18 protein-coding genes and 1 pseudogene are annotated in these 23,717 nt (G+C 66.7%); 9 read left to right on the forward strand and 10 right to left on the reverse strand.

Annotated elements, in window-relative coordinates; translation table 11 throughout:
* Nucleotides 1-92 precede the first annotated feature (92 nt).
* The 10 genes and pseudogenes from cobM to Q0K12_RS08430 all read right to left on the reverse strand — a co-directional run bounded on the left by cobM (nucleotide 93) and on the right by Q0K12_RS08430 (nucleotide 14,234).
* A complete protein-coding gene (gene cobM, locus Q0K12_RS08385) occupies nucleotides 93-2,702 on the reverse strand; it encodes a precorrin-4 C(11)-methyltransferase (protein ID WP_297261917.1) in 2,610 nt (869 codons plus the stop codon).
* Nucleotides 2,699-5,251, reverse strand: coding sequence for a cobalt-precorrin-5B (C(1))-methyltransferase CbiD (gene cbiD / locus Q0K12_RS08390; protein ID WP_297261919.1), 2,553 nt, complete (start codon nucleotides 5,249-5,251; stop codon nucleotides 2,699-2,701). Before cbiD ends, cobM begins: the two co-directional genes overlap by 4 nt.
* 44 nt (nucleotides 5,252-5,295) lie before the next feature.
* Nucleotides 5,296-5,937 carry a precorrin-8X methylmutase gene (locus Q0K12_RS08395; RefSeq protein WP_297261921.1) on the reverse strand — a complete coding sequence of 214 codons (642 nt, stop codon included), beginning with the start codon at nucleotides 5,935-5,937 and terminating at the stop codon, nucleotides 5,296-5,298.
* A gap of 13 nt (nucleotides 5,938-5,950) precedes the next feature.
* The gene (cobI, locus tag Q0K12_RS08400; protein ID WP_297261923.1) at nucleotides 5,951-6,652 is read right to left on the reverse strand and encodes a precorrin-2 C(20)-methyltransferase; all 702 of its coding nucleotides are present in this window, start codon (nucleotides 6,650-6,652) and stop codon (nucleotides 5,951-5,953) included.
* Nucleotides 6,653-6,934: 282 nt separating this feature from the next.
* A pseudogene (locus Q0K12_RS08405) lies at nucleotides 6,935-8,455 on the reverse strand (trimethylamine methyltransferase family protein).
* A 104-nt stretch (nucleotides 8,456-8,559) separates the two neighbouring features.
* Nucleotides 8,560-10,314, reverse strand: coding sequence for an ASKHA domain-containing protein (locus Q0K12_RS08410; protein WP_297261925.1), 1,755 nt, complete (start codon nucleotides 10,312-10,314; stop codon nucleotides 8,560-8,562).
* A gap of 3 nt (nucleotides 10,315-10,317) precedes the next feature.
* Complete coding sequence (locus Q0K12_RS08415; RefSeq protein WP_297261927.1) at nucleotides 10,318-11,025, reverse strand: DUF1638 domain-containing protein; 708 nt, start codon at nucleotides 11,023-11,025, stop codon at nucleotides 10,318-10,320.
* A 59-nt stretch (nucleotides 11,026-11,084) separates the two neighbouring features.
* On the reverse strand, nucleotides 11,085-11,735 hold the full coding sequence (locus Q0K12_RS08420) for a corrinoid protein (RefSeq protein WP_297261929.1): 651 nt from the start codon (nucleotides 11,733-11,735) through the stop codon (nucleotides 11,085-11,087).
* A 24-nt stretch (nucleotides 11,736-11,759) separates the two neighbouring features.
* The gene (locus Q0K12_RS08425; protein ID WP_297261930.1) at nucleotides 11,760-12,644 is read right to left on the reverse strand and encodes a GTP-binding protein; all 885 of its coding nucleotides are present in this window, start codon (nucleotides 12,642-12,644) and stop codon (nucleotides 11,760-11,762) included.
* A gap of 237 nt (nucleotides 12,645-12,881) precedes the next feature.
* Nucleotides 12,882-14,234, reverse strand: a complete 1,353-nt coding sequence (locus Q0K12_RS08430; protein WP_297261932.1) for a uroporphyrinogen decarboxylase family protein — start codon at nucleotides 14,232-14,234, stop codon at nucleotides 12,882-12,884.
* Between the two features lie 592 nt (nucleotides 14,235-14,826).
* Here Q0K12_RS08430 and Q0K12_RS08435 point away from each other — a divergent pair.
* The 9 genes from Q0K12_RS08435 (at nucleotide 14,827) to Q0K12_RS08475 (ending at nucleotide 23,502) form a co-directional block, all read left to right on the forward strand.
* Nucleotides 14,827-15,825 carry a radical SAM protein gene (locus tag Q0K12_RS08435; RefSeq protein WP_297261934.1) on the forward strand — a complete coding sequence of 333 codons (999 nt, stop codon included), beginning with the start codon at nucleotides 14,827-14,829 and terminating at the stop codon, nucleotides 15,823-15,825.
* Between the two features lie 812 nt (nucleotides 15,826-16,637).
* Nucleotides 16,638-16,997: a pyrrolysine--tRNA(Pyl) ligase small subunit gene (pylSn, locus tag Q0K12_RS08440; RefSeq protein WP_297261936.1), complete on the forward strand. Its 360-nt coding sequence runs from the start codon at nucleotides 16,638-16,640 to the stop codon at nucleotides 16,995-16,997.
* Nucleotides 16,994-17,833: a pyrrolysine--tRNA(Pyl) ligase large subunit gene (pylSc, locus tag Q0K12_RS08445; RefSeq protein ID WP_297261938.1), complete on the forward strand. Its 840-nt coding sequence runs from the start codon at nucleotides 16,994-16,996 to the stop codon at nucleotides 17,831-17,833. Before pylSn ends, pylSc begins: the two co-directional genes overlap by 4 nt.
* Nucleotides 17,830-18,903, forward strand: coding sequence for a methylornithine synthase PylB (gene pylB, locus Q0K12_RS08450; RefSeq protein WP_297261940.1), 1,074 nt, complete (start codon nucleotides 17,830-17,832; stop codon nucleotides 18,901-18,903). Before pylSc ends, pylB begins: the two co-directional genes overlap by 4 nt.
* Nucleotides 18,894-20,036 carry a 3-methylornithine--L-lysine ligase PylC gene (pylC, locus tag Q0K12_RS08455; RefSeq protein ID WP_297261942.1) on the forward strand — a complete coding sequence of 381 codons (1,143 nt, stop codon included), beginning with the start codon at nucleotides 18,894-18,896 and terminating at the stop codon, nucleotides 20,034-20,036. Before pylB ends, pylC begins: the two co-directional genes overlap by 10 nt.
* Nucleotides 20,037-20,147: 111 nt before the next feature.
* On the forward strand, nucleotides 20,148-20,996 hold the full coding sequence (locus Q0K12_RS08460) for a 3-methylornithyl-N6-L-lysine dehydrogenase PylD (RefSeq protein ID WP_297261944.1): 849 nt from the start codon (nucleotides 20,148-20,150) through the stop codon (nucleotides 20,994-20,996).
* The gene (locus tag Q0K12_RS08465; RefSeq protein ID WP_297261966.1) at nucleotides 20,996-21,979 is read left to right on the forward strand and encodes an ABC transporter substrate-binding protein; all 984 of its coding nucleotides are present in this window, start codon (nucleotides 20,996-20,998) and stop codon (nucleotides 21,977-21,979) included. Before Q0K12_RS08460 ends, Q0K12_RS08465 begins: the two co-directional genes overlap by 1 nt.
* A 3-nt stretch (nucleotides 21,980-21,982) precedes the next feature.
* The gene (locus Q0K12_RS08470; RefSeq protein WP_297261947.1) at nucleotides 21,983-22,762 is read left to right on the forward strand and encodes an ABC transporter permease; all 780 of its coding nucleotides are present in this window, start codon (nucleotides 21,983-21,985) and stop codon (nucleotides 22,760-22,762) included.
* Nucleotides 22,762-23,502, forward strand: coding sequence for an ABC transporter ATP-binding protein (locus Q0K12_RS08475; protein WP_297261949.1), 741 nt, complete (start codon nucleotides 22,762-22,764; stop codon nucleotides 23,500-23,502). Before Q0K12_RS08470 ends, Q0K12_RS08475 begins: the two co-directional genes overlap by 1 nt.
* Nucleotides 23,503-23,717: the final 215 nt, after the last annotated feature.

Raw genomic sequence — 23,717 nt, forward strand, 5'->3', positions numbered from 1 at the left:
GGCTTGGGGGGAGGGGAACCCCCACCCGCGCTAGGCGAGGGGGTTCCCCTCCCCCCTAAAAAAACACGCTCCCCGCCATGCCCGCCGCGGCATCAGGCTTTGCCGTCCAGATATTTTTCCACATAGCCGCGGGCCTCGTAGAGCGCGCCGTCCTCGTAAAGGGTGCGGGCGCTGCCCATGAGCACGAGGGTGGACATGTCCACGTCGTCCGCGGGGAAGTCGGCCAGCCTGCCGACCCAGCGTTCTTCCTGCGGGCGGCCGGCGTTCTTCACCCAGGCGCAGAGCAGGTCCTCCCCGCGTTCTTCACGGAAGATGCGCAGCGCCTCTTCCAGCAGATGGCGGCGCTTGCGGCCGGCGGGATTGTACAGGGTCACCGGCAGGGCGGAGGCGGCCACGGCCCGCAGGTTGCGGCGCACCTCGTCGGCGGGCACCAGCAGATCCGAGAGGCTGACCAGCGAAAAGCCGTTCTGCAGAGGCGCGCCCAGCGACGCGGCGGCGATATTGGCGGCCGTGATGCCGGGCAGCACCGTTATGGGGATGCCGTGGAAGGCCTCCTCGCGGGAACGCAGCTCGAACAGCAGGCCCGCCATGGCCAGAATGCCGGGATCGCCGGAGCAGACCATGCAGACCGTATGCCCGGCGGCGGCGCTTTCCAGCGTGCGGCGGCAGCGTTCGACCTCGCCCATCATGCCGTTCTGGATCACTTCGCGGTTGCCGATGCGCTGCCGGATGAAGTTCAGATAGGGGCCGTATCCGGCCAGCACGTCGCTGTCCGCGATGGCCGCGCTGACCTGCGGGGTGATCTGCGCCTCGTCGCCGGAGCCGAGGCCCACCACCAGCACCCGGCCGCCGGAGCGTGAGGGGCCTGCCAGATGAGGCAGGCGGGCCAGCGCCAGGGTGACGCCCTCCCCGACGATCTTGGGCTGGAGGAGACGCCCGCCCTTGCCGGCGGAGAGCAGGCAGGCGGCCTCGCTGACCGAGGCGGTGCCCACACGATCCCGCACCGTGGCCGAAGGCGTGGGCACGGGCACTTCGTCGAGCTTGTCGGCGGGGTGGAGGTCCAGCGGTATCCCCCATTCCCGCGCCAGGGCAAGGATGGCTTCCTCGTCGGCCTTGATGTCGCAGGAGGCCAGCCGGGCGATCTGCCGGGGCGCGATCCCCAGCCGGGCAAGGCAGGCTTCCGCCTCGCGCCGCAGCGTTTCCGGGGCCGTGCCGCGACGGCAGCCCAGGCCCAGCACAAGGGCGCGGCTTGTGATGTCCAGATGTTCCACCCCGGCGGGCACGCTGCCTTCCGCATCCCAGAGCACGGCGCGCGGGGTGTTGATATCCTCGGCCCGCGCCGCAAAGACCACCTGACCGGTGGCGGCGAAATGGGCGTCGTAGATGTCGCGCGGGCCGCAGAAGGTGATGCTTTCGCCGGCCAGCAGGGCCGCATTGAGGGGCCGGATGGCATTGACCGTCAGCACGCGGGCCTGGAGGCGGGCCGCCACTTCGTCAAAGGCGGGCAGGCCGTTCACGTCCGTCGCCGTGCCGATGACCGCCTGACCGCCGGTAAGGCGGGCGATGCGCCGGGCCAGCCGGTTGGCCCCGCCCAGATGGCCGGAGGTGAGGCTGATGATGTGGCTGCCGCTTTCCGGGCAGGCCAGCACCGCCGGGTCCGTGGATTTGTCTTCCAGCAGGGGCGCGATCTTGCGCACGGCGATGCCGGTGGCGCTGATGAAGACATGGGCCGCGAACTGCCGCCAGTTCGCCCGCAGGGCGGCGTCGAAACCGTCGCCCGGCAGATGGACGATACCGGCGGCGGCCTCCTCCTCGCTCAGGGGGCGGGTGGAGAAGATGCGTACGGGCAGATCGAGCCCGGCCGCCATCTCGCGGGCCCGTACGAGACCTTTGGCCGTAAAGGCGTAGAGGGCGCAAAGACCATCGAAGTGCTCCGCGGGCAGGTGATTGCGGTAGCCGTGCGAGAATTGCGCGTCATACAGGCGAGACGAACTTTCGTGCGGGCGCAGGGCCTCGCCCACGAGGATGAGGGCCTGACGGCCGATGCCCGCCGCTTCCACCTGCGCGGCGATGTCCGCGAGGCTGCCGCGCAGGACGCGCTCATCCGGCCAGGAGGCACGGTAGACCACCGCCGCCGGCGTCTCGGGCGCAAGGCCGCCTTCCTTCATGAGGCGGGCCGACAGCGCGGCGATGTGGCCCGTACTGAGGAAGAAGGCCAGCGTGGCCCCGGTGCGGGCGAAGGCCGCGGCGTCCTCGGAAGCGGGCATGGGCGTGCGGCCGGGCGTGCGGGTGAGGACCACGCTCTGGCTGCCGTCCGGGCAGGTCAATTCGCAGCCCAGCGCGGCGGCCGCGGCAAAAACGCTGCTGACCCCCGGCACGATGACGCTTTGGATGCCGCGTTCGGCGAGGCCGCGTATCTGCTCGTTGATGGCGCCGTACATGGCCGGGTCGCCGGTGTGCAGGCGCACGACCTTCTGTCCCGCTTCGGCGGCCTCACTCAGGCAGTCCACCTGCGCCGCCAGGTCCATGCCGGCGCTGTCGAGGCGGCGGCAGGAGGGCTTGCAGCAGGCCAGATGGCCGGGATTGACCAGCGAACCGGCATAGAGCACGAGGTCCGCTTCTTCCAGCAGACGGCGGCCGCGAACGGTGATGAGGTCTTCCGCGCCCGGACCGGCGCCCACAAAGTTGACGATGCTTTTCATGCCTGAGCCTCTTTCTGGAAGGTGAAGATATGGATGGTGTGCTGTGGGCTGAGGTGCCGGTGCACGCGGGCAAGGGGAGCCTCAACGGCCACGTCCAGACGGCAGATGCCCGTGCGCCGTTCCGGGGACCAGTGCAGCAGATCGGCAAAGCTCTGCAGGGTGACGGACGAGGCCACCAGCAGACCGCCGGGCCGCAGACGCTCCATGCAGGCCGTCAGCAGGTCGGGCAGCTCTCGCCCTCCGCCGCCGAGAAATATCCTGTCCGGGTCGGGCAGGGCGTCCGGCTCACCGTCGGGCAGGCGTGCCAGGGCCAGCGCCTCGCCCGTGCGGACGCCGTAGTTGGCCACGCCGAGCCGGCGGGCATTGCGCTCCATGAGGGCCACGCGTTCGGCCTTGCGTTCCACGCCCACCACGCGCAGGCCGGGACAGAGCGCCGCGGCTTCCAGTCCCACGGAGCCGCTGCCCGCGCCCATGTCCCACAGGACGCCCCAATGCGGCAGGCGCAGACGGGAAAGGATGACCGCCCGCACGTCCGGAGCGGTGATGAGGTGGGCCTCGTGCGCGTAGACTTCATCCGGCAGGCCCAGGGCCAGCAGGGGCGGCAGGGCCGCTTCGTCCGGCGTGTCCGCCTGCTGTTCCAGCAGCACCAGCAGGGAGGTGGGCCCGCAGGTCAGGGCCGCGATCTCGCGCAGCGGGGCCTGCACAAGGCGTTCCTCCGGGCTGCCCAGCCGTTCGGCCATGACGGCCGCCCGTCCGGCGGCCTCGGGATGCGTCTCCAGCACGGCGCGGGCGATGGCGTCCGCCGTGTGGCGGCTGCCCGCGTAGATGACGGTGAGGGGCCATTGCGCGATCTGCCGGGCCGGGATGTCCTCCCCGGAGTGGACGCAGAAAAGGCGGGCCTCCTGCCAGGGGCGGCCGAGGCGGTGGAAAAGCGCCTGAAAGGCCGTTGGGCCGGGATGGAAAAGGAGATTGTCGCCCGGCCGGGCCAGCGAGGAGAGGGTGCCGCCGAAACCGTGATACAGGGCGTCCCCGGAGGCCAGCACCGCGATGCGCTCCCCGCCCCGGCTGCGCCGGAGGATCTCCCCGGCGTCCTGTCGGGCATGGGCCGCGATGACGTGCGTTTCCTTCAGGGGCAGGGGGCAGGCCTCCAGCAGCGAATGCGAAGCATAGACCGCATCGGCCCGCGTGAGCAGGTCCCGCGTGGCCTCGTCCTCAGGAAAGCCGATGCCGCAGGAGATGACGTCCACCTGTCCGTTGCACCGGTTCTCCGGACGGAGGAAATAGTCCGTTCCCACGCTTTCCGGCGGGTCGGCCTGCCGGACGGGCTGTCCTGCCGCCGCCGGGAGGTCTTCCGCCAAAGAGGCGGCGTCCGGCAGCGCATCCGGGCCGTTCGTCAGGGCGGAAGAAGGGGCGGGAGCGGGGACGGCGCCGGCCGGGAGGGCCTCCTCGAAAAGAAAGCTGCCGTCAAAGTCGAAGACCAGCAGGCGCAGGGCCGGGGAGGCGGGACAATGCCGGGCAAGCTGCTCCAGCGCCAGACGGGCGAGACGGCGCAGCAGGGCCGGACGCGCATCGTCGGGCAGGGACAGCAGGGCCTCACGCACGGAGACGCTGTGCGCCAGCGCCTCATGCAGGGCCGTGGCTTCCGGCAGGCAGCGCCGTACCTCGGCGCGCAGCAGCGCCATGTCCTGCTGGTTTTTGGCGGCATGGGTATTGCGGAAACCGGCGGCGTACTTGCAGAGCTTGCCCGCCATACAGGCCACCACCACTTCCTCCATCTTGAGGCGGCAGGCCAGCCCCAGACTTTCGGCGATGAAATCCCCGATGCAGACGAAGGCGCTTTCCGGCAGATCCGGCAGGCAGCGTCCGGCTCCCTTGCGGGTGCGGCCGCCGGTGCAGAAGACCATGCTGCGGCCGCCGTCGCGGGCGTGGCCCTCCACGCAGATGCGGATGGTCGCGAGGTAGGCTTCGTGACTGTAGGGGCGCACCAGCCCCGTGGTGCCGAGCAGGGAGAGCCCACCCTCGATGCCCAGTTGCGGATTGAGCGTATGCCGCGCCAGTTCGACGCCTTCGGGGATGCTGATCTCCAGCAGCCAACAGCCGGAGCGCAGTCCGGCCCGACAGAGATTGTCCGTCAGCATGCGGCGCGGGCCGCTGTTGATGGCCCAGTGCCCCGGTTCGCAGTCCAGCCCGGCCCGGGTGCAGAGACCGATGCCCGTGCCGCCGCGCAGGATGAGGTCGGCGTCGGCCACCCGCAGGAAGTAGTCTTCCGGGCGGCATTCGTCGGGCGTGGCGGCGCGCAGCCGGGCGCAGACGGTGGCCCCGTGGGTGCAGTCGGGATCATCCCCGCCGTTCTTGCGGATGCAGGCCATGTAGGGAGAGGGGGGCGGCAGCAGCGGCAGACGGCGCTGCCGGCCGTCGGAGAAATGCAGGCTGACGCTCTCCGCCTGTACGCCGTCCCGCAGGCGCAACCAGGCCGCCACGGCCACTGCCGCGGCGCAGGCGCCCGTGGAATAGCCCCAGCGCAGGCGTGTATGCTCTTTGCTCACCATAACGGATCAGCCGACGTGCGGTACAAAGGGGGAGAGGCCGGGCCTCAGGCGCTCTCCATGACGGCGTGCAGGGTGGCCACGGCCAGCGCGCTGCCGCCGCGCCGTCCTTCCAGCACGATCTGCGGCACGTTGCAGCGGGCCAGCAGTTCCTTGGATTCCACCACGTTGACGAAGCCCACCGGCATGCCGACCACCAGCGCCGGGCGCACGTCCTCCTCCAGGATATAGCGGGCGATGCGGGCCAGCGCCAGCGGCGCATTGCCGATGAGGACGATGGCCCCCGGCAGCAGGGGCCGCGCTTTCTCGGCGCTGCACAGGGCGCGGGCGCAGCCTTCGGCCCTGGCGCGGGCCGCGACGTCGGGGTCGCTGATGTAGCAGTGCAGATCCCCGGCGGCGTAGTCCGGGTGCAGGCGGCGCAGCCGCTCCAGCGAAAGGCCGGAGCGCAGCATGCTGGAATCCGTGAAAATGGGGGCATGCGCCCGCAGGGCCCGCAGGCCCGCCTGCACGGCATCATGCCGGAAGACCAGGGTATCGGCTATGTGCAGGTCGGCGGTGGTGTGGATGAGGCGTCGGGCCACGCGCCACTCTTCCGCAGGCATGTCGCGATGGCGGGGATATTCCGCCTCGATGCAACGGAAGCTTTCCTGTTCGATCTCCGCGCCACTGAGGTTCCAGCGTATTTCCATACAGGCTCCGGGCTTACTTTTTCTTGACGAGCATGAGGGAAAGGTAGGTCTCCGGGCGCTCCGCGATGGACGGCAGGTCCTTCAGGATGCATTCGTCCGGCATGGAAAGATGCTCGCCGTAGAGAATCTCCACGTCCTCTTCACGGGAAAGGCGTTCGAGCAACGCCTTGCGGCTGCGGTAGGTCTTGAGGAGGACGGTGGTCGAACCGGCGGGGAACTGGATGCTCTCGGCCATGTCCGCCCGGAAGGAGGGGACGATGCGCAGCTGCTGGCCGTTCTCCACCAGCACGGTCCTGGCCTTGGCGGCAAAGGTCGCAAAGGAGGTGATGCCGGGGACGATCTCCACGTCAAGCTCGGGATGCTGCTGCCGGATGATGCGCAGCACATAGCCGAACGTGCTGTAGGTCATGGCGTCGCCAAGCGTGGCGAAGGCGCAGTTGCGCCCGGCGCGCAGCTCCGTCAGGATGGCGGCGGCGTTCTCCTCCACCTGGGCCTGACGCACGGCGGCGTCCCGGGACATGCTGAACACGAGCTGGCGGATCTCCCCACGCGGGGAGAGGGATTCCACCACGCTCCGGGAGGTGCTGTCCGCGGCATTGGCTGAGATGACGGTAAAGATGACGTCGGCTCCGCGCAGCACTTCCGCGGCGCGAAACGTCAGGTATCGGGGGTCTCCGGGGCCGATGCCGACTCCGTACAGGCTACCGAGCTTCATGAACTGTTCCTTCGTGGCAGAGGGGATGTGCGTACATCCGCCCTGCGGTATGAATGACATGTCGAAGACGGGGCGGCCAGCTCCGCCGGGTTGCTGCCGCCGTCTTCCGTCCTCCCCTGGGGACGTCCGTCGGAGCGCCCCCGGGAATAAGGACTGAAAATGCCGCGCATGTCAATAAAACATCAGCAAGGATCTTGCGGCGGACCTGCCGCGGGGGTCCGCCATCGGCGCGGCGGGGCAGCCCCGCCGCGCCGGAACCACGGCCCCGTGAGGGGCAAGCGGCTAGAAGAGGTTGTTGTCGATAAAGCGCTTGTCTTCCTTGCCCTTCCAGAAGTCGGCCACGCCGAGCTCTTCTTCGGCTTCCACGAGGATGTCGCGGATGGCCTTGACCTGAGCCGGGCTGAGGGGGTTCTTCTGCTTGTGCGTGGCAAGGATCTCCTTGGCGCGCTCGCGGGCCTGTTCGTACAGGTCCGGCTTGCCGGAACGCACCCACATGTCGTAATTCTCGCGGTTCATCAGGCGGTAGGTGCTCAGTTCGCCCAGATGCTCCATGGTATCCATTTCGGCGAGATAGGTGCCGAAGGGGCCGACTTCCTTGATCATGTCCGTGCAGAGGGTCGTGGCGTCAACCTTGAAGCCTGCCAGCATGCGCAGCACATAATCAATGACTTCGTCGTCCACAAGCAGGGTCGGGATGTCGAACGTAATGCCCGTCTCAAGCATGCCCTGACCGAAAAGAACACTGGCACCTGCCAGAGCGGTCATCAGGCGGTTGAGCGCGCGTTCGGCGCCGGCCTGCATGTCATTGCACTTGCTATCCGTCTAGCCACCGGCAATGTAGCTGGGGATATTGTAGTATTTGGACATGCGCGCATGGGCGGCGTTGAGGACGAAGACCTCGGGAGCGCCCACGAGCGAAAGGCCTTTCTTCATGTCCATCACGCAGGCGGAAGAACCGTAGAAGGTGGGATTGCCCTTCCTCACGCACTGCATCAGGGTGTTGAAGGCCAGGAAGTCGGCGTTATGCACGGCCACGCTGCCCGCATAGTGGATGGGGGAGGTGGCCCCCTGCTGCACCATGACGAGGATGTGGTTGGGCAGGCCGGCTTCGGACACGATCATGGCGTTCTCGCACGCTTCCTCGGAGATGCGCAGCGGGCTGATGGTCGTGTGGTTGAAGGCCGTACGCGGACGCTTCCGCAGCTCTTCCTTGCCGCCCACGGCGACTTCGGCCATCTGGATCATCTTTTTCGTCTGGAAGGGCGAACCGGAGACCAGATGCATGGGCTTGCTCGTGTAGCAGAGGGCCACTTCCGCATTGTGCATGGAAGCGGACTCGCTCGGCACGTCCTGCGGGCCGATGGCGCGGTTGTAGATGTGCACGTTGTCGAGCGCATCGACCACGCGCACGATGTCCACCGCGTCCTGCTTGATGGTGGAACGGCGTTCGCCGGTGTTCATGTCCAGCGTGTAGATGCCTTCACCGAAGTTGGAGGCATACACCTGGTCCTGGGCCATGTGGATATCGTCTTCTTCGGTTCTGCCGTAATGCACGAATTCCGAAGGGACGGCTTCCAGCATGTCCTCGACCAGATGACGCGGGAAGTGGGTGCAGCCTTCGCTGTCTTCCCAGCAGCCGTGGTCGCGAAGCACTTCGCGGGCCTTTTCGCTGCCGAAGGAGACGCCGCGATCCTTGAGCACTTCAAGGGAGGCTTCATGGATTTTTTCACAGTCCTTTTCGCGCAGGAAGTTCAGCGAAACGCCGACGCCGCCCGTAAGACTGGAATGCGCCCATCTTTTCATAAGAGACCTCGCTCAAAAAGAAAGTGGGATGTGCGTTGGGGCGGGATATCCGCCCGGCCTCTGCCATTGTGTGCAGCACCAGATGGAGCCTGCCGCGGCTCCCCTCATGCTGCGGGAAATGTCATTTGCTCCACATAGCTTTCGGAAAAGCCGCTGTGGGCGGAAAGTTCGATATAGCGGGTCCGCCGGATCAGCTCCGAGGCGGCCGTCTGCGCGTCCTTCTCCGTCACATAGCGCAGCGCGCCGAAGCCGGCCGCATTGCCCAGCACATGGACGCGTTGTTCCAGCTCGGCGGGGATGAGGCCGATGCGTGCGGCGCTGCGGGGACGCATGGCCGAACCAAAACCGCCCGCAAGGTAGAGACGCCGGATGTCGTCATAGCGCAGGCCGGCCTCCCGCAGGAGGATCTCCATGCCCGCCCGTACGGCGGCCTTGGCCAGCTGCACTTCCCGTATATCGCGCTGGCTGAAGCGCACGGCGTCCGTAAGCAGCAGGGCGTCATCCCGGATGCGCCGGCCCAGCGGCGAGTCGTCGGCTTCCAGATGGCCCGTCTCATCGACGCATCCGGCATCCAGCAGCAGAGCAAGGGCATCCAGAACGCCCGAACCGCAGATGCCCTGCGCCGGAGCCCCGCCGATGGTGCTGAAGCGCAGGCCCTGCGCGTCGTCGGCCTCCACGGCGTCGATGGCTCCGTCCTGTCCGGCCATGCCGCAGGAAAGGGTAGCGCCCTCGAAGCAGGGACCGGCCGCGGCGGAGCAGGCCAGCAGCTTGCCGTCGACATACAGGACCGTCTCGGCATTGGTGCCCAGATCCACCAGCAGGAAGGGCTCCTGCGGATGGTGCGCATCCGCGGCCAGCAGCGAGGCCACGATATCCGCCCCGATATAGGAGGATATGCCGGGCATGAGGAAACAGCGCCCGGCCGAGGCGATGTGCAGCAGGCGGGCGGGCAGACACATGGGCTCCAGCGTGACGGGGATGAAGGGGGCCTTGCTGATATGCTCGCCGGGCAGGCCACAGAGCAGGTGCAGCATGGTCGTGTTGCCGGTCAGGCAGAGCATGTCCACATCCTGGACGCCGCTCTCCTCAAGCAGACGCCGCAGCATGCCGTCGATCTGACGGCAGATGGCCGCCTGCAGAGGGTTGCTCCCCTGCCGTCCGGCGCTTTCCCATTCCATTGCCCGGTGGATGCGGCTGATGACGTCCGCTCCGTAGGGGGACTGGGCATTGCGCTCCCCGTGCGCGGCCACGATGCGCCGTCCGTCAAGATCCACCAGCAGGGCGGCTACCGTGGTCGTGCCGATATCCACGATCAGGGCATGCGGCGTCCCTTGCGGCCGGACCCCGTGGAGCCGGTCCCCGCGCAGCAGGGCATGCAGCGGCTCGCCGGAACGGAGCTGGGCGGGCAGGGCCGTAAGGTCTTCGAGCGAGAGCTCATGCCCGCCGGCCTGCGCGGCATCCTGCAGGCGCTGCACATCGCTGCGCTGATCCTCCAGACTGGCGTCGTCCACGGCAAGGGGCACGCGGCGCACAAGCGGATCCCAGACATATTCCATGGAAGTGAACTGCGTCAGCACCTTCAGCGTACCGGCATGCGGCACGGTCACTTCCAGCCCGTCGCGCGCCCGCGTATGGCAGGCCAGCCGCAAACCGGCGGCCAACCGCCGCTCGCCCAGGAGGGTGCGCTCCTCGTCCGCAGGTTCGGTATCGGCATAGATGAGGCACTTGCCGCACTTGCCGAGTCCGCAAGGCAGGGGCAACAGGCCTTCGTCCCGCAGCAGGTGGGCGATGGGCTCGCCCGCCGTGCAGACGAATTGCCGCGTGCCCTGCTGATGATGTACCGTTATGCGCGCTTCCATGTCCTACTCCGCCTTGACGGCCGCTATATTGCCGTCTCCATCCACATCCGCCGTCCATCCGGGCCGCAGGGTCAGGAAACGGTCGTCCGTTCCGCCCGCCAGCAGCGCCCGGAGAAAATCCGTATGGCCTGTCGTGCTGCGATAGGGCAGGCCGCTGTCCTCCGCCACATAGCGGGCGTCCCGCTCCACATCCGCCTGCCTGGGGAAGCCCTCATGGCAGATGAGACAGGCATTGGTGTAGTTGGCCAGCCACTGCCGCTCCTGCTCCATGAGGAAGTCGGCATTTTCGCTGCCGAAGCGCTGGAGGTAGTCGTCGTAACGCTCCCGCCGGGCGCGGATGAATTCCAGTTGCGAGTAGCGCAGCCAACCGGCACTCATCCAATAGGTGCTGCCGTCCCGCGAGATCTGGCCCAGTTCGCTTTGCGGGCAGCCCAGCAGCACGGGGATGCAGTCATGCACCCGCGGCAAGACCAGGGTGGCCCTGCGGGCCGTGACGCCCGTCATGCCGCGTCCGCACAGCCCGTACCCGAGGACGATGCGCGTGGCGCCCTGATCTTCCAGCTCGCCAATGGCCGCGCACAGCTGCCGCCTGAGTTCATCGGGATGGTCGTGCAGGCCCTGCTCAAGATAACGGATGGCCGGAGCGTCGGGGAACTCCGGGGCCAGCCATTCAAGCTCGGGCCGAAAGACTTCGCAGCAAAGAAGATACATGGCGATCCTCCCGAAAGGGGCCGGCGGCGGGCCGGGGCGGGGCCCCGGCCCGACAGACATCAGGCGTGCATGGCCGCGCAGACTTCCACAGCCTTTTCGGCCGCGGTCGAGGCGTCGGGGGTATAGATGTCGGCCCCGATGGACTCGCGGAAGGCGTCATTGACAGGCGCGCCGCCGATCATGACCTTGACCTTGCCGGCCAGTTCCGGGTCGGCCGCCACGGCAGCGACCACATCCTTGATGTGCACCATGGTGGTGGTGAGCAGGGCGGAACAGGCGATGATGTCGGCCTTGTGCTTCTTGGCCGCTTCGATGTACTTGGCGGGGGCCACGCTGTTGCCGAGGTCGATGACGTTGAGGCCCTTGGATTCCATCATCATGCGCACGAGGTTCTTGCCGATGTCGTGCAGGTCGTCCTTGATGGTGCCGATGACCACGGTCCCCTTCTGTTCCATCTGTTCGCCGACCAGCAGGGGGCGCAGCACGTCGGTGCCGGCGGCCATGGCGCGGGCGGCGATGAGCACTTCGGGGATGAAGATGTCATTGTTCTTGAAGCGTTCCCCGATGACGTCCATACCGGGCATGAGACCTTCGTTGAGGATGGTCAGAGGGGCGATGCCTTCATCCAGGGCCTTCTTGGTCAGATCGGCCACTTCCTTCATCTTACCCTTTTGCAGCTTTTCGGAAATTTCCTGCAGAATGGCGCTCATGGTATGCTCCTTTGTGCGGGACACCTAAAGGATGTTCCCGGCTTGTAGGGTGTTGCGTACGCTTTCGGCCGAACCCTGAAAACAAATGATGGTCAGGGGCACCGGGGCAGCGGTGTCGGGGCGCTTTTCGATGCCCCGTCCGGTATCCGAAAGAAACCAGATGCCGTCACGTGCGCGGACAAAACCCTTGACCCGCAGCACATGTTCTTCTTGCTCGAGGGCGGCGGCGAGCTCGTCCGCCGTACACTCCACGCGATCCACGTTGAAGGCGTCCGGCCGCGTCTCCGGCGTATTGAAGCCGAAGCTGAAGGAACGGGCGGCGCGGCCGGGCAGCGCGGCCAGATCCAGGCGGCCGTGACTGACGGCCACCACGGGCAGATCGGGCTCGCGGGAGCCGATGTAGTCCCGCGCCGCGGCGAGTTCCTGTTCCGTGGCCAGATCGCACTTGGTCAGCACGGCCACGGTGGCCGAGGCCAGCTGACGGGGGATGACTTCCAGCACGCGAGCCAGCTTGAGGCTCTTCACGGGATCGAAAAGACAGATGGTCGAGGTATGGTCAAAATCGCCGTCCAGCCCGGAAAGCCGCAGCATCTTGTCCACCGCGGAAGGATCGGACATGCCCGAGGCCTCCACGATGACCAGATCCTCGTCCCGCTCGCGCATGTCGCGCAGGGCCTTCACGAAGGATTCACGCAGGCAGGCGCAGAAGACGGACCCGCCGCCGATCTCCACCACCATGCCGCCGTCAAGGCCGTTCTGGCGGAGGATGGCGCCATCTACCGGGATCTCGCCGAAGTCGTTGAGCAGCACCGCGACCTTGCGCGTGCGGCAATGCTCGAGCAGATGCCGGAGCAGCGTGGTCTTGCCGCTGCCGAGAAAACCGGAGAGTATGACGAGTTCCTTGCGCATGGCGGGCCTTCCGTTATTCTTGCCGTTGTGTCTGTGCGCGTCCCTTGAACATTTCCCGTTTGAAACCATACGGCCTGTCGTTTCGCGGAAAAAGCGCGGTTTTCCGCTTGGTTTGGGCCGGGCGGCGCTGTGCCGCCGCCTCGCGTTTTCCCTTTTTCAAAGCTAAAACGCTCTTGCGTGCCGGCGAGGCTGCCGCCCGTTGGGGGATACATCGGACGGCAGCCCCCGGGGTGGTGTCTACCGACGGGCGAGCACTTCCTCGATCTCTTCGCGCAGCTTTTCCACCGGCGGGATAAGGGAAACGTGCTTGATCTCGCCCTGGACCAGCAGAGAGGGCAGGTTGGTGAGGCCGACCTTCTTCATGAAGCTCAGGCTTTCGGGATGCATGATGGAACGTTCCACCACCTTGACCTTGTCGCCGTAGGCCTTGGCGGCCGCTTCAGCCGCCGCCACCATGTAGCCGCAGGCGGCGCAGGTCTTGGAATCGATGGTCACGGCTTCCAGCAGGACGTGATCGAGGTTGGCGTAATCCGGCATCTCGATCTCGGGCAGGTTCTCCACCGCCACATAGCTTTCCAGCGCCTTGCGCACGGTCTGCGGGTTGCGGACGGCTTCGCCCACGCCCACGAGGTTGGCGGCCGGAGCGTCAAAGGGGACGTCGCAACCAGGCGCGAGGATGAAGCGCTGCGTGCCCATCTTGTCCATGAGGGCAAGGGCTTCCTTCTGGTTGTCCTGCTGCGTGCCGAGCAGCATGGTCACCGTCAGCTGCAGATTGCCGGAGATGGTGATGTCGTGCGCGTCGGTGATCTGCTTGGCGGCGACGATATCGACGTTCTCGTCGATGGCGATGCAGTCGGGCTTCGTCTTGCACATGGGCTCGATGTTCTTGGTGGCGTCGCCGCAGACGAAGAAGGACGAGGGGACGTTCTGTTCGCGCAGGGCCGCGAAGAAACGGGTGTAGGGCTCGCTGAGGAAGGTCTCGAACATGTCGGGAGAGATCTGGGAGACCAGCGGGTCCACGGCGGCGATGATGTCGCAACCGGCCTCGATGTAGTAGGCGGCCACCTCCCGCACGCGCTCGTCACAGTAGTTCACGAGAGCCTTTACGCCATCTTCGTTGTCGTACATGTCCATGAAGATGTTGGTGCCGCGCAGATGGGAGGCCAGAGTGAAGGGGCCGCAGACCAGGCCATACATGGCGATCTCGGGACGCGCCTTCTTGAAGCGGCGCATGACGTCGAGGATGAGGGGGATGCGGCCGTCTTCACGGGAAATGCGCTTTTCGGGGATGACGAGCTCGCCCTCCAGCGGATGCGTGCAGACCGTGGGCGGCGTATTGTCATACCAGGTGAGATCGCAGCCCAGGATCTCGGCTTCCACCTGAAGGTCGAACATGGGGGTCATGCCGTCCGGCAGGTATTGGGCTTCGGCTTCGAGGCAGCAGGCATAGAGCTTGTCTGCATCCTTGAACATCTCCTGAGCCGTATAGCCCTTCAGGTTGGCAATCTGCGATCCGGTATAGGGAACCCACGGACAACGTTCCACGGTCTTTCCCTTGAGAACTTCCATAATCAGTGCCTTGCCCTGCATGTTAAGCTCCTTGAAAACGTAGCAGTGATGGGAATTCTAGCGCCGGCCACCAACAGATATATCTTGTGATGTAAAAGTAGCCATACCGGCCGCGGATGTCCAGCATTTTTTGGAAGATTGTGAAAAAAATTTTTCGCAGCTCGTAAATTTTCATAAAAAACTTGTAATAACAGTATATTATGAAAATATATTTTCCCGGTGAGCATAAGGGGATTAAGGGTGCCATCCGCCAAAAAGGCCCGGAGCGTATAGTGTATCGAAAAGCTCAGTCTCGGATTTTATTTTTTAATATATTGATATTGTTTGTAAAAATGTGATTGTGTGTCTGGTCTTCGCCCCTTGTGCCGCTTTGCGGGCACGGCTGGCGGCGGATCAGGCTGTGCCAAAAATCTTTTATGTCAGAATAATATATTGGTATTATTGGTTTTATTTTGATACTGGCGGGTGATTTTCTCCTGGTGGGGAGATGTGGAAAAGCTTCGTTGCTTGACAAGCTCCGGGGAGAGAAGTGTAGCATAGATATATCTAATTGTGGGGTGCTGCATCCCGCGGCACATAAAGACGGCACACAGCCGGCGCAGGAGAGAAGTTCATGGAGATCCGCCCTTTTATCGATCGTCTTGAGGCTAAGGTCCTTCGCGGGGCGCAGGGATCACGGGAAGACGTGTTGCGCCTGCTGGCACTGACTCCGGATTCGGACGACGTACAGTATCTGGGACAGGCGGCACGGCGTGTGGCCGCGGTGGCCGCGCACAACACAGGGCGCGTCTGGAGCGCCATAGGTCTGGACTGCCGCCCCTGTCCCAAAAACTGCACGTTCTGTTCCTTTGGAGCCAAGTGGGGACTTGTCCGCGAGGAGAAGGAGCTCTCCGCCGGGGAGGTCATCGCCATCGCCCGCCGTCTGGTGCGGGAGGGCGCCGCCTGGGTCACCCTGCGTACGACCGAATATTATGGATTCGATCGGGTGTGCAAAATGGCCCGCCAGATCCGGGACGCCGTGCCGGGGGATTACGGGCTTGTCGTCAACACCGGGCAGATGGGCGAGGAAGAAGTGGCCGCCATGCAGGCCGCGGGCATCGGGGTGGTCTATCATTCGCTGCGCCTTGGGGAAGGAAAATGCACCTGTTTCAGCCCGCAGGAACGCCTTGTCACCCTGCGGGCCGTGTCCGCATCCCCCCTGCGGCTGGCGCATCTGGTGGAGCCCGTGGGCCCGGAACATACGGATGAAGAGCTGGCGCATGTCTTCATGACCGCCCTGGAGAATGGCGCGAGCCTGAGCGGCGTCATGGCCAGGGTCAATGTGCCGGGAACGCCCGGCGCGTCTTCGGCGGAACTGCCCGAGGCCCGGCTTGCCCAAATCGCCGCCATCACCCGTTTGTGCGGCGGTCTGCGCGTCCCTGACATCTGCGTGCACCCCGTCAGCCGTCAGGCCGTGGCCTGGGGAGCCAATGTCGTCGTGGTGGAGGAGGGCGCGGTGCCCCGGAACGAGACTTTCTGCGCGGACGTCTGGCGGGGATTCGATGTGCCGCAGGCCCAGGCGCTCTTCAGGGAAGCCGGCTATACGCTCCACGGGGAGCAAACCGCCGGTTAGGGCCTGTTGACGCTATTCGCTGCGTGTTTGGGAGAAGGGGAACCCCTCGCTCCGCTGTCGATATCCGTAAGGCTTCTTCGTGCCTAACGGACACGGCCCGCCGGGCCGCCCGTTGGATCGCCGCCAGCACGGGAGTGTGGTCCCCTTCCCCCAAATGCCCTTATCCCTTCCCCAGTGCGCTTTTTCCGGGGAAGCGTCGGGAAAATGAGGCGGCCCCGCCGCCAAAGACACGTAAAGCGTGCATGGTTTGTTTTTTTCTTGTTTATTGAAGTTGTTTGTAAAATTTGCGTTAACCGGCCCTGGTTCCCGGCACGCGATATAAAGGTGGGAGCGCCTGCAGGGGAAGTCTGAGGCAGGAGGATTCCTTCCCCGGAGGGGCAAAGGGGCATGGTGCAGCGCAGGCGGTCACGCGAAAAACATGGGGCATCCGCTCAGCCTGGGCCCTCTGGCGGCTTTCAAGGAGAGTGGAATGCCCGTCCGGTGGCGCAGGCAGGCGACACGGCGCTGGCCGGCATGGCTGATGTTTCAATCAAGACGCTTCTTTTTTCGCAAGACAAATCTCTGTCAAGGTCAGGACTACAAAATATTTTTTCTGATATATCTTCTGGACAGGCGGAGGAGAGTAGGCTATAGTCCATTCGACGCCTGAATGAGACGGCAATCGGCAAAACGGGGTGTGGATCGTATGGATCGCAGGGACTCTAAACCCCTGTAGCCGGGTGAGACTCCCGGACACCCCGCCAAAAAATTTCCGCCGCCGGAGCATGGCGGGAACTGCCGTACCGCAAGCGCAGGCCGTCAGGAGTCTTCCCATGAGCGATATCCCGACGCCTACCCGTCTCGCTCCCAAAAAGCGGACCTACCGCAAGAATCAGCCGCTTTTCGCCCTTATCGGCAAGATGAAGCTCTGGCCGTCGCGGCGCGGCATCCTCCACGGCATCCGCAGCATGGAAGTGAACGGCGATCATGCCGTCATCTCCACCCACTGCGGCAAGACCTTCCTCGTGCGCAACGCGCGTACCTCCCGGGCCAGCCGCTGGCTGCGCAACAAGATCTACGCCACCCCCTGTCCCATTTGCCGGGTGCCGGACTGGAAGCTGGAAAAGTATCAGGGCACGGCTTTCCGCAAGAAGTCCGGCGCGGTCCTGCGAGAAGGGAGGGCGGACGCATGATCCGGTTCACCGAAGAACAGCGGCACCGGCTTGCCGAGCTCGGCGCGGAGGCTGCCGGTCTGGACGCCGCATTCGAGGACGCCGTCCAGCGCAATCAGGCCTTCCAGCAGTGGGAGAGCCGCCTTGTGGCCGAGCAGCACCAGCGGCTCGACCAGTGGTGCGCGCAGCAGCGCCGCCCCTTCATCCTGGAGCTGGAAGAGCGGCTTGCCGCCGCCCTGCGGGCCGAGGGCTTCCTCCAGATGCATACGCCGCTCATCATCTCCCGCAAGCGTTTGGAAAAGATGGGCGTCTTTTCCGGCTCCATCATGGAGAAGCAGGTCTTCTGGCTGGATGACCGTCGCTGCCTGCGGCCCATGCTGGCCCCCAATCTCTACGAATGCATGCGCGAGCTGGGGCGGTTGCGGCCGCGCCCGCTGCGTCTTTTCGAGATCGGGCCCTGTTTCCGCCGGGAAACGCAGGGGCAGCGGCACGCCAACGAATTCACCATGCTGAATCTGGTGGAGATGGGCATCCCCGAGGGGGAGGATCTGCGGGAGCGCCTGTTGCGCTGGGGCCGCCTGGTGCTCGATACGGCGGGCATCGCCGGCTGGCGCATGGTCGGGGAGGAATCCTCCGTCTACGGCGAAACGGATGACTTTGTGGACGCCAACGGCATGGAGCTGGCCTCCTCGGCGGTCGGGCCCCATCCGCTGGATGCCCCCTGGGGGATCATGGAAAACTGGGTAGGCATAGGCTTCGGGCTGGAACGGCTGAGCATGGCCGCCACCGGCGAGAGCAATATGGCGCGGACCGGACGCAGCCTTGCCTATATCAACGGGATCAGGCTGCATCTATGAACGGGCTTGCTGCACAGGACCGCCTGCGGGAGCTGTTCTCCCGCACGGAACAGGGCGGGGACGAAGAACTTTTCCGGCAGGCGCGGGAAGCGCGGACGGCCTGCTGGGGCGACCGTATCTTTCTGTACGGTTTCCTCTACCTCAGCACCTTTTGCCGCAATGACTGCGCTTTTTGCCAGTACCGGCGCAGCAATGCGGAGGAGCAGCGGTACCGCAAATCTCTGCGGGAACTGCGGGAGGCGGGGCTGCGTCTGGCGGAGGACGGCGTCCATCTGCTGGATCTGACGCTGGGAGAGGACCCGTATTTCGTGGAAGGGGAGGGCTTTTCCCGGCTGGAGGAGATGGTAGCCGCCCTGCACCGGGAAACAGGCCTGCCCATCATGGTCTCTCCCGGCGTCATCACGGCGGAGCAGCTCACCCGCCTGCGGCAGGCGGGGGCGGACTGGTACGCCTGCTATCAGGAAACGCATGATCAACGACAGTTCGCCCGACTGCGCCTCGGGCAGGACTTCGACCGCCGCCGTCAGGCGCGGCTGGATGCCGCCGCCGCGGGCCTGCTGGTGGAAGACGGCCTGCTGACGGGCTTGGGCGAGACGGCGGACGAACTGGCGGCCTCCCTGCTCGCCATGCGGGCCGAGCCCCTTTCGCAGGTGCGCGCCATGAGCTATGTGCCGCATGCCTGCACGCTGCCCGTGTCCGAGCCCGAGGCGGCCGGCGGACAGTGGGCGCATGAGCTGCGCGCCATCGCCGCCATGCGCCGGCTCATGCCGGACAGGCTCATACCCGCTTCGCTGGATGTGGACGGGCTGGAAGGTCTGCGCATGCGCCTGCAGGCCGGAGCCAATGTGGTGACGTCCATCGTGCCGTCCGGCTGCGGCTTTGCCGGCGTGGCGACCCGGGAGCTGGATATCGACAACGAGCGGCGCAGCGTGGCCGCCGTCCGGCGCGTACTGGACGATATGGGCATGGAGATGGCCACGGCGGCGGACTATGCCCGCTGGGTGGCGGCTCGCCGTCAGGCACTGGCCGCGGACGGCGGACAGTCCGGGGATGTTGCCGCATGCGGGTAGCCGTCATCGGGGGCGGGCTCCAGGGCGTGGAGCTGTGTCTGCTGGCCCGCCGGGCCGGCTGGCGCACGCTGCTCGTGGATCGCCGCCCGCTGCCTCCGGCCCGCTATCTTGCGGACGATTTCCTGTGCACGGACATCACGGCGGACGATGGCCCGGACGGCATGTCGTCCCCGCTTGTCCGGGCGCTGGACGGCGTGGATCTGGTCTTTCCGGCGCTGGAGGACGACCCGGCCCTGGCGGCCCTCGGCACGGCCTGCGCGCGTACCGGCGTACCGCTGGCCTTTGACCCGGCGGCATACGCCGTCAGCAGCAGCAAGCTGCGCAGCCGGGACTTCTTCGAGCGCTGCGGCACGCCCATCCCCCGGCCTGTCCGTCCCGATGCTCCGGTACGCTATCCCCTGATCGCCAAGCCTTCCGCGGGCAGCGGCAGCCGGGGCGTGCATCTGCTGCACGACGAGGCCGAGTTGTCCGCCTGTCTGCCGCAGGGCCTGCGGACGCCCGGCTGGATCGTGGAGGCCTATTGCCCCGGACGCCAGTTCTCGCTGGAAGTCAGCGGCACGCCGGGCAACTACAGGACGTCCCAGTTTACCGAGTTGTTGCTTGACGATGTTTTTGACTGTCGCGGCGTCCTTGCCCCGGTGGCTGAGCCGGATATGGCCGCTGCCGTCGCGGAGGAGTTGCACCGTCTGGCCGAGGGGCTGGCGCTGCACGGGCTCATGGACGTGGAAGTGGTCGCCGCGCCCGACGGCTGGCGCGTGCTGGAGATCGACGCGCGTTTCCCCAGCCAGACGCCGCTGACGGTCTGGCTTTCCACGGGCCGCAATCTGGCCGAGGAGCTGGCATCCTGCTTCCTGCCGCTGGAGCCCGCCGCCGGTCGTGACGTCCCCCGTCCGGCGGCCTATCTCCATGTGGCGCGCCAGGGCGGGGAGATCCGCTTCCCCGGCGAGCATTCCCTGACGCAGGTGGGGCCGCTGCGCCTTGTGGACGGCATCCCCGGCACGGAAGGCATGCTGCTGGGCGGTGACCTGCGCTCGGGCGACTGGGCGGGCGTGCTGCTGCTGGCGGCGGACAGCGCGGCGGAACTCGAGGAGCGGCGGCAGGCGGCGCTGGAGTACGTCACGACCGCCGGCTGAGTCCGTTTTCAGCGCGGCGGCAGGCGGACGGCATGAGGCGGCGGTTTTTCGTGCGTTGCGGCAGGCCAGGAGAAGATCCGGGCTTTGCCGCATCCGTACAAGGGGGAGAGCATGACCCGACTTTGTGAAAACGATCTGGCCGGTCAGGCCGACGACTGGGGAGTCTATGCCGCGCGCCTGCGGCAGACGGTGGGCTGCGGCCTTGAGGAGGTATGCGCGCGGGCGCTGGAGCTGTCGCCCGCTGCGGTGCGCCGGGCGCTTGCCGCCGTGCGGGTGGGCGTGGTGCCTGTGAGCAGCGGCGAAGGCTGCATCCCGGGCTTCGCGGAGCTGCTGGCGGCCACGGCGCGGGCGCTGGGCAGCGCCGCCGTGGTGCTGCCGCCCGATGACGAGGGCTTTGCCCAGGCGCGGGCCGGGGCGTGCGACGTGTTGCTTTGGGCGGATGACGATACCTATCTTGCCGAACATGTCCGCAACGGCGCGTATGCCGAGAACGGCTGGGCCACCGGACGCGGTTTTGCCGCCGCCCTGAGCGGCATGGCGGAACGCTACGCCTGCGAACGCCGGGTGCTGGTGCTGGGGGCGGGGCCGGTGGGCATGTCCGCCGCCGCCTGGCTTGCCGGGCAGGGCTTTGCCGTCACGCTCTGCGATACCGTGCCGGGCCGGGCGCAGGCCCGCGCGGCGAACATCCCCCACTGCCGGGGGATCACGCCCGCGGAGCTGGACGGGCTCGCGCCGTTCCCCTGTCTTCTGGACGCCTCTCCCACGGATGCCTGCGTTCCCCTGCAACACCTTGCCGCCGGCGTCTGCATCAGCGCGCCCTGCGTGCCCTGTCCCTGGCTGGGATGCGCCCCTGTGCCGGAACGGCTCTGGCACGATCCGCTGCAGCTGGGGACGGCCGTCATGCTGGCTGCCGCTGCCTGCGGCGTCTCCGGCGGCAGCGCGGAAGGAAAGCGGACGTGATGCCCGCTCGCCTGCTGCGGTCCGGCCTTGCCGTCGCCGTCTGCGCGCTGTGTCTGCTTTTCGCGACGGGGACGCGTGCGGAGACCTGGCGGCTGGGTACCTGGAAGACCGCGCAGACCCTGCAGCCCTATCTGTATGCCGATGCCGGCGAAGACGGCATTGAGGTACGCATCTCCCCCTTCACCAATCCCGCCGATCAGAAGGCCGCTCTGCTGGCGGGCAGTCTGGACATGGCCGGGACCACGCTGGCGCTGGCCATCCAGGCCGCCGCACGCGGCGAGCCGGTGGTGCTCGTGGCCTCGCTGTGCGGCAAGTGCTCGGCGCTGGTGGTGGGCAGGGACAGCGGCATAACGATGCCGGAGCAGCTGCGCGGCAAGCGCATCGCCTATGTGCCGGGCACGATGCATGAGGTGTTGCTGCGGGATCTGCTGCGCCGGCACGGTCTGGATGCCCGCCGGGACGTGCAGCTCCTGCGGGTGGATTTCTTTGACATGAATACGGCCCTGGCCCGCGGCGACGTGGACGCCTACCTGTCCGGCGAGCCGCTGCCCGCACAGGCCGTGCGGCGGGGCGTGGGGCGCATCCTGGCCTATCCGTATTTCGACGACAGCATCGGTACCGTCAACAGTGGTCTGATCGTGCACAAGGAACTTGTTGCCCGTGATCCGGAGCGGGTACGGCGCATGGTGGCCGCGCACAAGCGGGCCACGGAGCGTCTGCGTGCGGATACGCGGCGCTGGCTGGATGCCGCCGCCCGTCTGACCGGGCTGGAGCGGGAACTGTTGACGCAGGCCGCGTCCAATATGGAACTGACCTGGGACATGGACGCGTCTTTCCTGCGGCGGCTGGCCGCGCTGGGAGCGCGCATGAAGGCGCTGGGGCTCATCGCCCGGGAGCCGGATTACGCCGCCCTCGTCGACATCCGGTTCGTGGACGCTCTGCGGACGCCGTCCGCCGGAGCTTCGGCCCCGGAGGCGCGCTGATCCATGCGGGAGCGGGCGATCCGGAGACTGCTGCCGTGGCTGCTGCCCCTGCTGCTGCTCGGGGGCTGGGCCGGCGTCTGCGGGCTGGCCCTTGTGCCGGACTGGCTGCTGCCGCCTCCCTCGCGCGTGCTGGAGACGTTGGCCGTCTATCTGGGCATGGGCGCGGAAAACGCCGGCTGGAGCGGCTGCTTCTGGCCGGATGCCGCCGCCAGCCTCGGCCGGGTCGCCTGCGGCTATGCGCTGGCGGCGATCCCGGCCATCCCTCTGGGGCTGCTGGCGGGCCGCTGCGTCTGGGCGGAGCGCCTGCTTGGCGTCAGCCTGAACGGCATCCGCGCCGTCCCGGGCATAAGCTGGCTGCCGCTGGTCATCCTCTGGTGCGGCATCGGCTTTGTGGCCACGGTGACGCTCATCGCGCTGGCGGCCTTTTTCCCGGTCTATTTCAGCGCGGCCGCCGGGGCGGCCTCCGTGCCGACCAGCCTGACGGCGACCGGACGGATGCTCGGCCTGTCCCGTGCCGCCGTGTTCCGGCGCATCGTGCTGCCCTGGGCCATGCCGCAGCTGGCCGCCGGTCTGCGCGTGGCGCTGGGCTTCAGTTTTGCCTATCTCGTGCTGGGCGAGCTGACCGGCGTTCCTGACGGGCTGGGAGCGCGCATCATGGAAGCGCGCATGAACGGGCAGGTGGATCTCCTGCTTTGCGGCATCGTCTGCATCGCCTGCCTCGGCGCTGTCTGCGACAGGGGGCTTGTCCTGCTGCTGCGCCGCCTGCCCGGGATGGTGCGCTGATGTCTCTGCTGGTCTGCCGTTCCCTGCGCAAGTCCTTTGACGGGCGGCTGGTGCTGCCGCCGACGGATCTCTGCCTTGCGCCGGGCAGCCTGACGGTCCTCATCGGGGAAAGCGGCTGCGGCAAGAGCACGCTGCTGCGGCTGCTCGCGGGCCTGCTGCCGCCGGACGGCGGGGACGTCCAGCTGGACGGCCGGCCCTGTACCGGGCCCGGGCCGGAGCGGCTGCTGATCTTTCAGGAAGATACGCTCTTCCCCTGGCTCAGCGTGGCGGAAAACGTGGCCTTCGGCCTGCGGGCCGGCGGGTTGCCCGCCGCCGAACGGCGGGAGAGGGTGGGGAGCCTGCTGGAGGCCGTGGGCCTTGCCGAAAAGGCGGAGGCCCTGCCCTCGGCCCTGTCCGGCGGCATGCGGCAGCGTACGGCGCTGGCCCGCGCCCTTGCCCTGCGGCCGCGCCTCCTGCTGCTGGACGAACCCTTTGCCGCGCTGGATGCCCTGACGCGCGGCCGCATGCAGCGCCTGCTGCTCGATCTGCGCGCGCGGACCGGGCAGACCATGCTGCTGGTCAGCCATGACGTGGAAGAGGCCTGCCTGCTGGCGGATACGGTGCATGTCCTTGCGGCAGGCCGGGGCATCACGGCCTCGCATGTCCTGCCGTTCCCCCATCCCCGCCTGCCGGAAGATCCGCAGCTGACGGAGGCACGCCGCACGCTGCGGCGCATGCTGGCGGACAGCGTGCGCCACTGACGGCTTTTCTTCTTTGAGAGCATTTCCAGTTTGAAATGCTTCTCGTTTCCCGCCATGCGGCCGGGCGCTGTGCGGAGAAAGCGCGGTTTTTCCGCTTGGTTTGGCCGGTCGGCGCTGTGTCGGCGACTCGCGTTTTCCTTTTTTCAAAGGCAAAACGCTTGAAGTTTTTTCTGCCGTGCGCCTTCTTTTTTTTTTCTCTCTCTCCGGTCCCGCCT

Source organism: uncultured Desulfovibrio sp. (assembly GCF_944324525.1).
GTDB lineage: Bacteria > Desulfobacterota > Desulfovibrionia > Desulfovibrionales > Desulfovibrionaceae > Desulfovibrio.

Bases quoted from the DNA above. Each gene is read 5' to 3' on its own strand.
- cobM (WP_297261917.1), bottom strand. From the start codon at position 2,702: ATGAAAAGCATCGTCAACTTTGTGGGCGCCGGTCCGGGCGCGGAAGAC.
- cbiD (WP_297261919.1), bottom strand. From the start codon at position 5,251: ATGGTGAGCAAAGAGCATACACGCCTGCGCTGGGGCTATTCCACGGGC.
- Q0K12_RS08395 (WP_297261921.1), bottom strand. From the start codon at position 5,937: ATGGAAATACGCTGGAACCTCAGTGGCGCGGAGATCGAACAGGAAAGC.
- cobI (WP_297261923.1), bottom strand. From the start codon at position 6,652: ATGAAGCTCGGTAGCCTGTACGGAGTCGGCATCGGCCCCGGAGACCCC.
- Q0K12_RS08410 (WP_297261925.1), bottom strand. From the start codon at position 10,314: ATGGAAGCGCGCATAACGGTACATCATCAGCAGGGCACGCGGCAATTC.
- Q0K12_RS08415 (WP_297261927.1), bottom strand. From the start codon at position 11,025: ATGTATCTTCTTTGCTGCGAAGTCTTTCGGCCCGAGCTTGAATGGCTG.
- Q0K12_RS08420 (WP_297261929.1), bottom strand. From the start codon at position 11,735: ATGAGCGCCATTCTGCAGGAAATTTCCGAAAAGCTGCAAAAGGGTAAG.
- Q0K12_RS08425 (WP_297261930.1), bottom strand. From the start codon at position 12,644: ATGCGCAAGGAACTCGTCATACTCTCCGGTTTTCTCGGCAGCGGCAAG.
- Q0K12_RS08430 (WP_297261932.1), bottom strand. From the start codon at position 14,234: ATGCAGGGCAAGGCACTGATTATGGAAGTTCTCAAGGGAAAGACCGTG.
- Q0K12_RS08435 (WP_297261934.1), top strand. From the start codon at position 14,827: ATGGAGATCCGCCCTTTTATCGATCGTCTTGAGGCTAAGGTCCTTCGC.
- pylSn (WP_297261936.1), top strand. From the start codon at position 16,638: ATGAGCGATATCCCGACGCCTACCCGTCTCGCTCCCAAAAAGCGGACC.
- pylSc (WP_297261938.1), top strand. From the start codon at position 16,994: ATGATCCGGTTCACCGAAGAACAGCGGCACCGGCTTGCCGAGCTCGGC.
- pylB (WP_297261940.1), top strand. From the start codon at position 17,830: ATGAACGGGCTTGCTGCACAGGACCGCCTGCGGGAGCTGTTCTCCCGC.
- pylC (WP_297261942.1), top strand. From the start codon at position 18,894: ATGCGGGTAGCCGTCATCGGGGGCGGGCTCCAGGGCGTGGAGCTGTGT.
- Q0K12_RS08460 (WP_297261944.1), top strand. From the start codon at position 20,148: ATGACCCGACTTTGTGAAAACGATCTGGCCGGTCAGGCCGACGACTGG.
- Q0K12_RS08465 (WP_297261966.1), top strand. From the start codon at position 20,996: ATGCCCGCTCGCCTGCTGCGGTCCGGCCTTGCCGTCGCCGTCTGCGCG.
- Q0K12_RS08470 (WP_297261947.1), top strand. From the start codon at position 21,983: ATGCGGGAGCGGGCGATCCGGAGACTGCTGCCGTGGCTGCTGCCCCTG.
- Q0K12_RS08475 (WP_297261949.1), top strand. From the start codon at position 22,762: ATGTCTCTGCTGGTCTGCCGTTCCCTGCGCAAGTCCTTTGACGGGCGG.